Here is a 14,328-nt window from a genome sequence, read left to right on the forward strand (position 1 = left end):
ATTCACCCTTTGTATAATGGATTTTTTTAGCTTTCTAAATTTTTTGAGCATGCAATTTCCCTTGACTAAATAATTTCAGGTAATCATAACTTCCGGCTTTGGAGTCTGTTCCGGAGAAATTAAATCCGCCAAATGGATGAACACCCACGAGAGCACCAGTAACATTTCTATTAATATAGAGATTTCCACAGTACATTCGTTCAATCGCTTGTTCAATACGCTCTTCATTGGACGAGAAAAATCCGCCTGTCAGACCATAATCTGTATTATTGTAAATATCGATTGCTTCCTCCCAATCTTTGGCTTTAGCAATGGTTAGTACCGGACCAAAGATTTCTTCCTGCATGATCCTGCAGTTCGGGTCTGCATCGATGAAGATCGTCGGATTGATGTAAAAACCTTCCTCGCTACCTTTATCTCCGCCTAACACAAGTTTTGCCTCCTGTTTTCCTATTTCAATGTAATTTAAAATCGTATTATATGCCTTTTCATCTATTACAGGACCAATAAAGTGGTTGTCTTCTCCATTTCCAATCTTAAGATCTTTTGTTAACTGAACCACTTTTTCTACTAACTCATCGTATATCTCCTCTACAATAATAGCTCTAGATCCCGCCGAACACTTTTGTCCTTGAAAGCTGAAAGCTGAGGCAACAATCGATTTTGCTGCTGCATCTAAATCAGCCGTTTCATCTATCACTATCCCGTCTTTTCCACCCATCTCTGCATTTACTCGCTTGATCCACTTTTGGCCTTTTGCTGTTTTTGCAGCAAGTTCATTGATATGAAGACCAACGTTCTTTGAACCGGTGAAACTAATGAATCTTGTGAGTGGATGACCCGTAATAAAGTCTCCTATCACAGACGAATCTCCTGGGATGAAGTTGATAACACCGTCTGGTAGACCCACTTCTTCCATTAACTCCATAAATTTATAAGCTATAATAGGAGTAATCGAAGCTGGCTTCATAAGTGTTGTATTCCCGGTCACCACAGCCGAAACGGTCAAGCCAACGCAAATGGCTAATGGGAAGTTCCAAGGTGGAACGATAAAGCCTACCCCTAATGGAATGTAAGTCAATCTGTTTTTTTCATTTGGAATGCTTTTTACGAAGTGAGTGTCCTCTTCTAATTGGATCATTGACCTTCCGTAGAATTCCATAAAGTCGATCGCCTCAGAAACTTCTCCATCAGCTTCTGCATAGTTTTTCCCTGCTTCAAGGATGAGTAGAGCAGAAAATTCATGACGTTTTTGTCTCATTAGTTCAGCAGCTTTGAATAGATATTCAGCTCTCTTTTCGGCTTCTACTTTTTTCCAAGAATTAAAGACTTCCGTAGCTATATGAATGGATCTCTCAGCCATATCGCGGTCCACTTTACTTACATACCCTATAATTTCTTCTTTTTTCCCAGGATTAATTGATGTTAGTTTATCTTCAGTGAAGATTTTTTCTCCCCCAATGATCACGGGATATACTTTTCCTAATTCCTTTCTAATAGAAGAGATGGCTCCCTTTAATGCTTCTACTTCACTGGCGATTGAAAAATCTGTATCGGGTTCGTTACGAAACGTAGCGAGTTTAAGAGTATCAAGTGTTTTAGTCATTTTATTTCCTCCTAATATATGATTCTATTTAAATGAATTTTTCAAAACAAACGTAACGTTTTCAGGGCGTTCGGCGAGTCTTCGCATGAAATAACCAAACCAGTCAACACCGTATGGTACATATACACGTACTTTATAACCTTGGTCAGTAAGTTTTTTTTGCAGGTCAGAACGAATCCCGTATAACATCTGAAACTCAAACTGGCATTTAGGAATATTCTGTTCCTCCGTAAATTGAATAATTTTCTGAATTATCACGTCATCATGCGTAGCGAGACCAGCGTAATTTCCATTTAATAAGTGCTTTTTAATAATGGCTTCATAATTTTTATCGACGTCTGATTTTTTAGGGAAAGCGACATCCGCTGGCTCTTTATAAGCACCCTTTACTAGACGTAGATTAGCATTATATTTGTTTAAGTCCTCAATATCATCTTCTGTCCTATAAAGATAGGCTTGGAGCACTGTCCCGATATTATCGTATTCTTTTTTCAATTCTTTATAGATGTCTAAGGTCAATTGACAGTGTGAAAAATCTTCCATTTCAATTCGAACAAAATTACCATACAACTTGGCCCGATCCAAAATTTGTTTTAAATTCTGAATACATAGTTCTTTACTCACATCCAGCCCTAATGAAGAAGTTTTGACAGAAAGATTACTGTCAATGCCGGACTGATGAATGGCATCTAATGTTCTTATACAGTTTCTCGTAGCCTCTTGTGCAGCCTTTTCAGAAAATACATATTCTCCTAAATAGTTCAACATGGCAACCATACCATCTGCATTTAACTTTCGAACACAATCTATAGCCTGGTCTATCGTATCCCCAGCTACAAATCGTTTAGCTCCGAATTTCATCCCATATTTTTTAGCCATTTTATTAGCCACTTTATTTTTTGCAAGAGTCTGAAAGGTATTGCTTAATACGTTTTCCATCCTTCTCATCATCTTCCATTCCATTTAAATTTATCCTACTTATATAGTAGCTTTTAAAAACCGATTCAAGCTTAAATAGGAGATATCAAGACTCGTTTTCCCTTCAAGGACTAAGTCAGATAAAATGCTTCCTATTGCACTAGCAAATTTAAAACCATGACCTGAAAATCCTCCTGCAAGAACCACATTTCGATGTTGAGGGTGTATATCCACAATAAAGTCAGAGTCAGGGGTATTTGAGAACATACAAACTTTTCCGTCAAGTAACTTGCCCGCTGCTTTTGGCATATAGTTCTCTAAGAATCTCCTAATATCTCCTTCGTCCTCTTCATAACTACCAAATTCACGGTTTACATTGTTTGGATCAACGTTATGTCCCTCGTCCATGCGGCCTAACTTCACACCTGAACCATCAAAATCAGGAAACCCATAATAATGACCATCTGATTCAGTATCAAAAACGAAAACAGGGAAATTTTTGTTATACAGCTGATCTTGCATAGGCTGAAACCATCCAATTGTTTTTCTAATTGGTTGAATAGGCAAATCCAAGCCCTTTAGCAACTCAGGAATCCAAGCCCCTGCTGTAATTACTAGTTTAGAAGACATATAAACTCCACTACTTGTTGTAACTTCTGCTGAATCTTCTTCGATTGATATGTTAAATACTTTCTCATTTTCCAAGACGGTAACACCTTGAGCAATGGATTGCTCTTTAAAAGCTAGGATACATTCTTCACTGAATAAGAACCCTGACTCCGGATCATAACAACCAATATAATTGTTTGGGACTTTAATTCCAGACCATCTTTCCATAATCATTTCTGCATCCATTTTTTCATATTCAAGATTGTATTTTATGGAACTTTCAATGGATTCTTTTACGAAAGATGACTCAGGATGACCAACCGATAATGCACCTGTTTTGGTGTAGAGGGTTTTACCTGTCTTCTTTTCTAAATCCTTCCATAGCGCTAACGATTCTAGTGCTAATGGGACATATTTACCGCCATTACCATATCCCAAGCGAAGTATTCTTGTGTGACCATGATGGCTTCCATATAGATTTGGAATAGAAAACTGATCAATCATTAGTACACGTTGATTTTGCTTGGCTAAATAATAAGCAGCAGCCGTTCCCATTGAGCCACCCCCTACAACAATAACGTCGAAAATGGACTTTTCATTCAATTCCTTCAACCTCACTTTAAGGGTATTTAGTGTTATAGTGTTATTTAATAGATTGGTTACCTGCTTATTAATCTAGTTCTTGATCCAATTTTAAAATGGTATGAAGTAACACATTAGCAACTTTTTCGATGTCCTCCATTCTACTTTCCTCATCTGGGCAATGACTCTTTCCATCAATACTTGGAACAAATAACATCCCGCTTTTTGTAATTGATGCCATGTGAGTCGCATCATGGCCTGCCATGCTACCGAGTAGGCAAGAAGAATAACCTAGTAAATTTGCCTGTTGCTCAATTATGTTAATAACGGTTTTATCCATAGGGGCAGGCTTTTGATCTAGAACTACTTTTCTCCTCAACTGAATAGAACGATTACTGCTTATTCTCTGTAAATTTGTTTCTAATTCAGTTAATACTTCCCTTATTTCGTCATCTGTTTTCCCACGTATTTCTATAGTTAACTTCACTTCTTCGGGGATGATATTCGCCGCACCAGGGAATACCTCTAATTTCCCAATTGTTCCCACAACCTCATTAGAAGGATGTTGTTTACTTGTTTCTTCTAGAGCTAAAACTATTTCAGCAGCTGCAACTAAAGCATCTTTTCTGTCTTCCATTAATGTTGTTCCTGCATGGTTCGCTTGACCAAGTACCATAATCTCTTCTCGATATATCCCAGTAATTGCTGTAACTACTCCCACTGGAATGGACTGATTTAACAACCTTTTTCCTTGTTCAATGTGTACTTCTAGAAAAGCACTAAATTCATTGGGGGAACGAACAACTTCCTCAAAAGAGTTAAAGCTTCCACCTGCACTTGCTAGAGCATTCGTGAATAATTGTCCTTCGGAGTTCTTCACATGTTCTATATCGTCCTTTTTCAACTTATTAGTAACTGCTCGGCTTCCAAAAGTGGATAAACCAAATGGATTAGGCTCCTCAGCACTAAAAGAGACAATTTCCAGTGGATGTCTGGTTTCAACTCCCATTTCCTCTAAACTAGTAATTATTTCTAATGCAATAAGGACACCTAGAGCACCGTCATATTTGCCTCCATTTGGAACAGTATCGATGTGTGATCCAAAAGAAATTACCGGCAAGTTCTCCTCCTTACCTTTCCGTGTTGCCCAAATATTAGCAGCTGGATCAACTTTTATAGTAAGATGCAAATTTTCAAGTTTCTCCTTCAACCAGTCACGTGCAGCCAATTCAGGTTTTGTAAAAGTCGTTCGATCTAATCCTCCTTTCTCATTTAAGCCAAATTGACCGAGCTCATATATCATTTCTTCTAAACGTTTAGCATTGATACATAATTTTGTAAGTTCCATTCAAAGTTCTCCTTCAAGTTAATTTTGGAAGTTCTCTAATAACCGGATTATAAATTCCTTTTTATTAACAAAAGGAACAAATTATCCTTTGTGTTATCTGAATATTAAATTATATCGAACTACTACTTCAAGCAACCTGTCATTTTATCTAACCAAAAAAGTTTATTAACACATTGATTAACTTAGTAATTAGTCACATCTAGCACTTCTATTTATCCGCGATTTGGCAACGCTTACAAATCTCTCATTAACAATAATCTATATTTATATTACTCATATAAACTCCCCTTTTGTTTGAATAGTCTAAAAATTCACTTACTTCAAGTGTATATTAGCACCCATTAGATTGGTTGTAAACCACTTTTTTTAAAAAAGGTTTATTTGTTCCTTTCGGAATGAATTGCTCCCAAAAATAAAAAGACATTACCTTATACGTTTCATACGAAAAACGCTTGGTAATGTCATATTTTCTAATATATAAAAAGTCGTTAATCAACTATGATATTTTTTTCTTTTAAAGTTTCGACCAAATTTCTAATCTTCTGTATTGATGTTTTTGATTGTCTTTTGCCTAATTCAACCACTATTGCTTCGACAAGTGCAATAATTGGGATGATCGAAAAATGATTATCCCCTGTTTCTAATGTTAAAATAACACTTGAATAGCTTGCAAAAGGACATGATAAATGGTCAGTAATTAGTACAATAGGAATACCTTGTTTATAAGCGACACTCGCAGCATCGATCGTCCGCTGAGTATACGGTGAAAATCCAAATAATATTATAACTTCACTTTTTTCAAACTGAAGTATTCTTTCGAACATTGACTCACTATCATAACTAAGCTGTCTTGTATTTGATTGGAACTCCTCAATCAGTAGTTCTAAGTATATAGCTACAGCTTTATAAGGACGTAATCCAAGCATATTAATTCTCGAAGCATTTTCAATTAAATCCATTGCCTTTTTAAAACTCTCAACTAATTGGGGATTAAGGGATTTATCCAACAAATGTACTCCTTCTTCCCAAACATTTGAGAGCGTTTTGAAGTCCTCGTTCTCATCACCTTTTCCAAAAGATTTTTGTACATTTTCCCATTTATCAGAATAATTCTTCTGAATATTATGGAACTCCTTTCTTAAATCAAAAAAACTTTCATATCCTAATACTTTCACTAATCGTAAAACAGTCGTTGTTCCAACATTAGCTCTAATTGATAACTCTTTGACTGTAAATAATCCGATATCTTGGTGATTTTCTAATATATAATCACATAATTGTCTCTGTTTATTGGGTAACGAATCTTTAACAGAAATAATATGATCTAATACATTCGTATCCTTTTCTGTTTTTAACAAAGACCCACCTGCTTTCATTTGAAATTTTATATAACTACATATTTTTAATAAGTATATCGAAATATTTGTATATCCACAACGTAATTTGAATTTTCAGAAACTTAAAGATACTAATTAAAATCTAAAAAAGAGTAATCTCTTAGAATAGTTTATTTACATTTTCTAGATTCAAAAGTAAATACTTGCTCTTAATACATTTGCAATTTCCTCATTTTCATTGGATAGTATGATGTCTATCTGTTCCTTTTTATCAAGCATTGTTAATAACATTAAGTCACCTTCTAGCAAATCGATAGACTCACTTTTTTCAAGAGTTATTGTGACTTTTTTATTTATACAATAAAAAGCCTCCACACTTTCCTTTTTAGAGTTAATAATAAATCGTTTATGATGATTTCCTTTTTGTAGATGAAGAGAGGATATTTCTCCCTTCCCCCCCTCTGCCACCATTAGGTTGAAATTTTTTACCCTTCCCTTACATTGAGTTTGCCATTCCCCACTATAACTGTCTTGTTCAAATGGTTTTAATAGAATTTGATGATGCCCCTTGTGTTTAAGAAGCATTTCTCCTTCAATGACCATAGTTTTTCTCCAAATGCCATGAATTACAGTAAATATTGATTCCTCCTCGTCTACAGTTGCAATACTGATTCTCCACTTAAAATTACGCTTATTAAATGCTGAGTCTTCTGGATAAATAGCTATTTCGGTTGTTTCACCACCCGACCAGGAATTCGTTAGTTGCTCAAATCTTTTAATTATTTTCAATGAATACGAAATACAAATCTCCCCCTTAATCCCCAAATCAAATTACATAATAATTTAATTTGGCAAAATTTCTAACATATAGTTGGAATAAACGAACCTATTTTTTATATTATAGGATTATTCATTCCTTTTTGGTATTAAATTAATTTAGTAATTTTTTAAATTTAAAGTAATAAATTGATTAACTTTAGGAGGGAGTGCTTAGAGAAAAAGTGGAATTCTAGGTAATAGTTAACTTGATAATTTATGTTTTTGTGGAAACCAAATCTAACTTATGAGGTGTAGAGAATGAAAGTAGCAGCCCCTGCTAATAATGTACCGTTTCAAAAACTAGACAATAACAATACCGAAGTAGTCGATTTATTAAAATCCACTCAGTTATTAATAAAAGAAGCCATTCAGAAGTTAATGTACAATGATGACATGTACGAATTATTAAAAGAACCTCTGAGAAATTTCACTGTTCGGATTCCCGTACGAATGGATGACGGCTCTATTAAAGTGTTTACTGGCTTTCGTTCCCAACATAACGATTCAGTTGGTCCAACAAAAGGGGGAGTTCGTTTTCATCCTGAAGTCAATGAGCAAGAAGTAAAAGCCTTGTCCATCTGGATGAGTTTGAAATGCGGTATTGCTAATTTACCCTATGGTGGGGGAAAAGGTGGTATTATTTGTGACCCAAGAAACATGTCGTTTAGAGAGATTGAGAGATTAAGCCGAGGATATGTTCGGGCCATAAGCCAAATTGTAGGACCTACTAAGGATATACCTGCTCCTGATGTGTTTACAAATTCACAAATTATGGCTTGGATGATGGATGAGTATAGTCGCCTTCGAGAATTTGATTCCCCTGGGTTTATTACGGGTAAGCCAATTGTTTTAGGCGGATCACAAGGTCGCGAGACAGCTACTGCACGTGGTGTCACAATTTGTATTGAAGAAGCTACTAAGAAAAAAGGGATTGATCTTCAAGGGGCTAAAATTATCATCCAGGGATTTGGAAATGCCGGGAGCTTTCTAGCACAATTTATGGAAAATAAAGGAGCAAAAGTGATAGGTATTTCAGATGCATATGGTGCTCTTTATAATCCTGAGGGACTCGATATCAATTATTTACTCGAGAAACGCGATAGTTTTGGCACAGTTACAAATTTATTTACTAATGTTATTACAAATCAAGAATTACTAGAAAAGGATTGTGACATACTTGTTCCAGCAGCCATTTCAAATCAAATTACATCACAAAATGCTCACCATATCAAAGCACCAATTGTAGTCGAGGCTGCAAACGGCCCGACCAGTCTTGAAGCAACCAAAATATTAGATAAAAGAGGGATTCTTATTGTACCTGATATACTAGCAAGTGCTGGTGGGGTAGTCGTTTCTTATTTTGAATGGGTTCAAAATAATCAAGGTTATTACTGGGCAGAGGAAGAGATAGCTGAAAAACTACAAAAAGTAATGGTTAACTCCTTTGAAACGATTTATCAAACTTCCCAGGCTTATAAAGTGGATATGCGGTTAGCAGCTTTCATGGTGGGAATCAAGAAAATGGCTGAAGCATCACGATTTCGTGGATGGGTCTAAAATTGGGACCGATGGTTTAAATTTTTATTTGACAATAGATTTCCTCTGGAACCTAGAGGCCAAATTTTACCCATAAGAAGTAAAAAAGCAGGGAAACCTCTTCTTTGAAGTTTCCCTGCTTTTTCAAATGTCTAACAAATAGCACTCTAGCTAAACTTTCTAGCTTTTCCCACTACATAAGTTAGGATAAACGCGGCACTACAACCAACAGCATAACTAATTAGGTATTGTAAGTAATCCCCATTTGCAATTAACGGAATGGCAGACATACCCGCTGCACCAAAAGCAGAGGAATGTACATCAAATAACCTAATCATGATTCCTCCAATCCCAGCACCAATAGAAGCGGTAATAAAGCCAAAACCGGAAGGGAGAACCACTCCATACATTGTCGGTTCACCTACTGCCAGGAAAGTAGTTGGGATAGCTCCCTTCGCAATTTCTTTCACCTTTGAACTAGTAGTTAAGAAGTAAATAGCAAGACCAGCACCAACCATACCCGCATTACTCATGATTTGTACAGGAAAGATTGGGTCAGATCCTGTTGTATTGATTAATTCAGTATGAATAGCTGAAAGGCCATGATGTAACCCCGTTGCAATTAAAGAAGGGAATAATGCCGATAATACAAATCCACCTAATATACCACTATACTCAATTAATGACATAATTCCATTGATTAACCATTCAGATAAGATTCCGGCAAGTGGCATAATAGTAAATAAGAAAATGGCACCTGTAATTACTAAAGCTAACGTCGGAGTAACGACTACATCCAAAATATTCGGTATCATTCTTCTTAGTAATTTTTGAATTTTTGCCAAGAGATACACGCCTAGAATAACTCCGAATAATCCACCCTCACCATTTGATAAACCAATTACTCCTAAAACTGACCCTGAAATGGAAACTGCACCCAAAGCGCCACCAAGAATAACATCTGTTTTAAATTCCTTAGCGGCAGTTATACCGGTATATATTGCTAAAAATGCAAACGTTGCTGATGCAAGAATAGCCAAAACTGTACTCACTTGAAGCATATTCCAAGAATCTAACACTACTTGTGTTGCGGTTAGAGTTTCTGTCCCCTTAACTCCTAGCTCTTTCGCTTCTGCAGAAGCCATATTTGAAATAATATTATTTACTCCTTGAAGAATACCTGAGGCAATTATCGCAGGAATGATAGGTACAAAAATGTTTGAGATTATCTTCAGAAAACCTTTTTTCTTTTCTGAGCTTTCTTCTCCGTCCACCAAGTTTGTACCTGATGCATTAATAGTATCTTCTATCTCCTGCCTAACTTTATTACTACGTCCAGGTCCTACAACTATTTGTGTACTATCTTCTTTAATAATTCCTAGAACACCTTTTAATTCTTTTATCTTTTCAAAGTCTACCTTTGAGTCATCCTTATACTTTATTCGTACTCTCGTCATACAGTTGGTAAGTCTGTTAAAGTTTTCAACTCCCCCAGATAAATCTATTATCTTTTTAGCTAAAGTCTTGTCGTCCATTTTTCTACCTTCCTTCTAAACTCATTGATCATGGAACCGCTTACCCAAATAATTGTATTTTACTAACCCTTTTATTAATAGCTGTTTCACACGTTTTGGGAAACGGCTTCAAATTCTGGGACTATTTTTGAGTACAGTTTTTTTATAGAGATATAAAAACTAGGATAATATTGTTTATCCTAGTTCAAAATTTAGATTCACTTTATTTAAACTTATAAAAACTTATAGACCACGAATATGCTCAACAAATTTATTTAAGCCAGTCTTAGGAAACCGATGATTCCTTTGTACCAACCATAAGTCTCTCAGTAATTGGAAATCTTCAATTTTCACCTCTCGCAATACCCCATATTTCAATTCCCTAAGAACAGTTAACTTGGGAAGAATACTTATTCCTAGCTCAGCCTCAACCGCACTTTTAATAGATTGTGTACTTCCTAGCTCCATAGAATGATTGATATGTTCAAGTACACCAAACTTATTTAAAGCATCTTCAACAATATGTCGTGTTCCTGAATCTGACTCACGCCAAAGCACTTTTTCTTCTGATAATTCTCTTATACTTATACGCTCTCTCTTTGCCCATCGATGATTAGCTGGAGCTATTAAAACTAATTCATCGTCTGCAAATTTCTCAGTGATAAGATCTTTATTACTTACCGCACCTTCTACTAATGCTATATCAATGTCGTTATGCTCTAGTTTACTTAGTATTTCTGGTGTATTCTTAACGGTTATACTGAACTTTATATTAGGATAGATTTTACTGAAGTTCCCAAGTATATCAGGCAATAAATACTCCCCGATGGTTAAGCTTGTACCCACATTTAAAATAGTTTCAGCACGACCAGTAAGTTCATGCACGGCATCAAATGATTTTTGTGTATATTCAATAATTTCCTTTGCATAGGGATAGAGTACCTTTCCCGCCTCAGAGAGCTTTAGTTTTCCATCCACTCGATCAAACAAATGAGTACCATATAATTCCTCAAGCTGATGTATTTGTCTTGTTACCGCAGGTTGAGAAACAAAACCTATCTTAGCTGCCTTAGTAATACTTCCTTCATCCACGACATGGCAAAACATCTTTAAACTTTCTAAATTCACTAAAAATACACCGCCTCTCCCTTATCGAGGTAAATGAAAGGAGGCAAAGAGAGATTTGCCTCCTTTCAACCATGTTTATCGAATGTCAGATACACAACGAAACCCTAAATTACTGGAAGAAGTATCGGGTGGGTTTGAATTACGGGCAGCAACTCGGTATCGATTGCAGTATGAATCATGACAAAGAAATGATCCACCTCTCATTGAACGCGTTCTTCCTCTTATAGGTCCCCGAGGGTCTTTTATTTGGCTATGGTTATATCTAGGGTCAAAATAATCCGAACACCATTCCCAAACATTCCCTGACATATTATAAAGTCCATAACCATTTGGCTTAAAAGTATCTACAGGTGCTGTTCCTATATAACCATCCCTCATATCGTTATAAGTAGGAAATGTCCCTTGCCATATATTACAACGATGCTCTCCATTAGGAGTTAACTCATTCCCCCAAGGAAAACGCTTTTTAACTAGACCACCTCGTGCCGCAAATTCCCATTCCGCTTCAGTCGGTAATCTTTTCCCAGCCCATTCACAGTAAGCCATTGCGTCATTCCATGTCACCTGAACAACAGGATGGTTCATACGGTCTTCTATAGATGAACCTTTCCCTTCAGGTTGTGACCAATAAGCATCTTTAACAGGTAGCCACCAATGATTAGACGGTTGCACTAGTTCAACCTTGTCCTGATCAACAAATTGATAAAATACAAAAGACCACCCATATTTCTCAGATTCTGTAATATAACCTGTATCCTTAACAAAAACTGAAAAGTCCTGATTGGTTACAGCAAATGGATCCATGTAAAAAGGAGATATTTCAACTTTTTTTACTGGGGCTTCTCCATCTTGAGGGAAGCCTTCCTTATATGAATCTCCCATATAAAAGGTTGCCCCTGGAATCAAGACCATATGTTCACCGGCATTCTTGGATTGCTCCAGGAAGGACTCTCTTTCAGAATCGTTTCCCATCGTTTCTACATTATTTGCAACTTCCTTCCTATTGATAGAACAACAGGTTTTTCTATTCTCCGTATTCATAGGGGACTCCTCTTTTAACTTAATAACAAGTATCGGGTTGTTTTAAATTAATCAATTCTTAAAGCCATATTTAATTGATAAATGGTAAAAGGTTGTTCTTCTTTATTCACATATCCTTCTACCCAATGTAGAAGTTCCTCAGCGTCAATTATATGACTCGGTCCAAGTGAGACAAAGTAATTAGTTATTTCTTCTTTCATCTCACCTTTTAATATACCCTGTAGCAATAAGTAGCCCTCTTTTGTTCCACTATTTCTAAATGTAAGGCCATTTAATGAGAATTCCTTCTCTTTTCCTATTTTATCATGCTCATTAATTAGGTCATTTTCAGAATGTAAATTATCAAGTCCATAATAAGCATAAAGCTCTTGTGGCGCTTCATTTTCTTCCATTAAACGTTTCATTCTTTGAATCATTTCAAATTCCTTTTTTATATCGTAAATAGGTTGTTCTTGTTTTGGATCCTCTTTATAGTTATAAAGTCTATTTTGATATCGTTGGTAACTTTTCATCATACCAGTATCAGATTCAACTTTTAGCACACTGATTCCCTTTGTAAAACGAAACGAACCATCCAACGTTATATTAGTTAGTTCTTTTGGTGAGAAACGTCTTTCCATTCTCATTGGTGATAAAGTGTACTCGTATAATTTGCCCTCATAGTTGGGACTTGGAAACCTCATATAAACATATTGCCCATTAGATATGTTTATACTGCTTGCATATGCGCCAAATAATACATCCTCATGATTTGGATGTTCCTCATTTATAATTGTTGTAAGTGGTTTTCCATCCATATCACTTGGAATTGTTAAATTAAAGAATTCTAATATGGTCGCAGGAACATCAATGGTCTGAGCTAATTGCTCACAATGAACATTTTGTATCTTACTACGAGGATCCCAAATAAAAAATGGCAATTGAGCAACCTCATTATAGAAAGGCATAATATTTTTACCCCACCACTCATGTTCACCTAGTAAAAAGCCATGATCTGTATTTACAATAAGCATGGTATCTTCCCATAGATTCCATTCATCCATATAATCCAGTACTTTCCCTAGGTATTCATCACACATCATAACTAGGGCTTTATAGTACCCCTGTACCATGTTTCTTTTTTCATTAGAAAAATCATCATGCGTATAAGTTATCCATCCATCATACTCTTCACAAACCCCACACATATCCAAATATTTCTTTGGTACAAAAAACGGTTCGTGTGGATCAAAGCATTCAATTTGTAAAAACCAATTGTCAGCATCTTTATTTTCTTCTAAAAAGTGAAGTCCTGCTTTCACTGTTCGATAGAGAGGATGATCCTCTTCCCTTTGCATATATTCTCGGTTCACCAAATCCTGAGTAATACTGCCTAATTTCCTTTCCTTCATTTTCGGATGTAGGTTCTCTAAACCCTTAACTTCCATATTCTTCATTACCCTTGGCTTCCACCGATCACCTTCCTGACCTCTAATCAATTCATAAGAAGAATAACGAGGGTGATAAGTTGCACCACCATCTCTCCAATAATGTTTATGGTCTGTTACCAAATGAGTATATACTCCATTTTCTGTTAAGATTTCTGGCATCGAGTCATCAAACGGTTCAACTGGTCCCCATCCTCTATGAAGAAAGTTGTAACGACCAGTGTGAAGTTCACGACGAGCTGGCATACATGGTAAACTTCCAGCAAAAAAGTTATCGAATCGAACTGATTTTTCGGCCAATCGATCAAAGTTTGGAGTACTTATGTCCGTTCCTCCATATGGAGTTAAATAATCTCTTCTTAGGGTGTCAAACATTACTTGAATTACTTTCATTTGGTACTCAGTCCTTTCACTTGTTCACAACTTCACTTAATTAAACTAGAAGGAAAGTAAAATAAATTAC

The 14,328-nt window shown here is 36.0% G+C and carries 11 protein-coding genes; 1 reads left to right on the forward strand and 10 read right to left on the reverse strand.

The annotated features are described in order from the left end of the window. Positions 1-34: 34 nt before the first annotated feature. The 6 genes from pruA to ACVBAX_RS19910 all read right to left on the reverse strand — a co-directional run bounded on the left by pruA (position 35) and on the right by ACVBAX_RS19910 (position 7,189). Positions 35-1,606 carry an L-glutamate gamma-semialdehyde dehydrogenase gene (gene pruA / locus ACVBAX_RS19885; protein ID WP_447118532.1) on the reverse strand — a complete coding sequence of 524 codons (1,572 nt, stop codon included), beginning with the start codon at positions 1,604-1,606 and terminating at the stop codon, positions 35-37. A 24-nt stretch (positions 1,607-1,630) separates the two neighbouring features. Continuing rightward, on the reverse strand, positions 1,631-2,545 hold the full coding sequence (locus tag ACVBAX_RS19890) for a proline dehydrogenase family protein (RefSeq protein WP_447118592.1): 915 nt from the start codon (positions 2,543-2,545) through the stop codon (positions 1,631-1,633). A 39-nt stretch (positions 2,546-2,584) separates the two neighbouring features. Next, the gene (gene solA / locus ACVBAX_RS19895; protein ID WP_447118533.1) at positions 2,585-3,751 is read right to left on the reverse strand and encodes an N-methyl-L-tryptophan oxidase; all 1,167 of its coding nucleotides are present in this window, start codon (positions 3,749-3,751) and stop codon (positions 2,585-2,587) included. A gap of 52 nt (positions 3,752-3,803) precedes the next feature. Next, positions 3,804-5,063 carry an allantoate amidohydrolase gene (locus ACVBAX_RS19900; RefSeq protein ID WP_447118534.1) on the reverse strand — a complete coding sequence of 420 codons (1,260 nt, stop codon included), beginning with the start codon at positions 5,061-5,063 and terminating at the stop codon, positions 3,804-3,806. Positions 5,064-5,551: 488 nt separating this feature from the next. Next, positions 5,552-6,421, reverse strand: coding sequence for a MurR/RpiR family transcriptional regulator (locus ACVBAX_RS19905; protein ID WP_447118535.1), 870 nt, complete (start codon positions 6,419-6,421; stop codon positions 5,552-5,554). Positions 6,422-6,589: 168 nt separating this feature from the next. Then, the gene (locus tag ACVBAX_RS19910; protein ID WP_447118536.1) at positions 6,590-7,189 is read right to left on the reverse strand and encodes a HutD/Ves family protein; all 600 of its coding nucleotides are present in this window, start codon (positions 7,187-7,189) and stop codon (positions 6,590-6,592) included. A 288-nt stretch (positions 7,190-7,477) separates the two neighbouring features. Here ACVBAX_RS19910 and ACVBAX_RS19915 point away from each other — a divergent pair, with 288 nt between their 5' ends. Then, on the forward strand, positions 7,478-8,776 hold the full coding sequence (locus ACVBAX_RS19915) for a Glu/Leu/Phe/Val family dehydrogenase (RefSeq protein WP_447118537.1): 1,299 nt from the start codon (positions 7,478-7,480) through the stop codon (positions 8,774-8,776). Between the two features lie 146 nt (positions 8,777-8,922). Here the strand turns inward: ACVBAX_RS19915 and ACVBAX_RS19920 are convergent, their stop codons facing one another. The 4 genes from ACVBAX_RS19920 to ACVBAX_RS19935 all read right to left on the reverse strand — a co-directional run bounded on the left by ACVBAX_RS19920 (position 8,923) and on the right by ACVBAX_RS19935 (position 14,258). Beyond that, entirely contained in the window at positions 8,923-10,290 is a 1,368-nt protein-coding gene (locus ACVBAX_RS19920) for a PTS transporter subunit EIIC (RefSeq protein WP_447118538.1), read from the reverse strand. Between the two features lie 222 nt (positions 10,291-10,512). Then, positions 10,513-11,397 carry a LysR family transcriptional regulator gene (locus tag ACVBAX_RS19925; RefSeq protein ID WP_447118539.1) on the reverse strand — a complete coding sequence of 295 codons (885 nt, stop codon included), beginning with the start codon at positions 11,395-11,397 and terminating at the stop codon, positions 10,513-10,515. Positions 11,398-11,472: 75 nt separating this feature from the next. After that, entirely contained in the window at positions 11,473-12,438 is a 966-nt protein-coding gene (locus ACVBAX_RS19930; protein WP_447118540.1) for a formylglycine-generating enzyme family protein, read from the reverse strand. Between the two features lie 47 nt (positions 12,439-12,485). Continuing rightward, positions 12,486-14,258, reverse strand: coding sequence for a sulfatase (locus tag ACVBAX_RS19935; RefSeq protein WP_447118541.1), 1,773 nt, complete (start codon positions 14,256-14,258; stop codon positions 12,486-12,488). Positions 14,259-14,328 lie beyond the last annotated feature (70 nt).

The organism is Robertmurraya sp. GLU-23 (assembly GCF_052983275.1).

Bases quoted from the DNA above. Each gene is read 5' to 3' on its own strand.
- pruA (WP_447118532.1), bottom strand. From the start codon at position 1,606: ATGACTAAAACACTTGATACTCTTAAACTCGCTACGTTTCGTAACGAA.
- ACVBAX_RS19890 (WP_447118592.1), bottom strand. From the start codon at position 2,545: ATGGAAAACGTATTAAGCAATACCTTTCAGACTCTTGCAAAAAATAAA.
- ACVBAX_RS19900 (WP_447118534.1), bottom strand. From the start codon at position 5,063: ATGGAACTTACAAAATTATGTATCAATGCTAAACGTTTAGAAGAAATG.
- ACVBAX_RS19915 (WP_447118537.1), top strand. From the start codon at position 7,478: ATGAAAGTAGCAGCCCCTGCTAATAATGTACCGTTTCAAAAACTAGAC.
- ACVBAX_RS19920 (WP_447118538.1), bottom strand. From the start codon at position 10,290: ATGGACGACAAGACTTTAGCTAAAAAGATAATAGATTTATCTGGGGGA.
- ACVBAX_RS19930 (WP_447118540.1), bottom strand. From the start codon at position 12,438: ATGAATACGGAGAATAGAAAAACCTGTTGTTCTATCAATAGGAAGGAA.
- ACVBAX_RS19935 (WP_447118541.1), bottom strand. From the start codon at position 14,258: ATGAAAGTAATTCAAGTAATGTTTGACACCCTAAGAAGAGATTATTTA.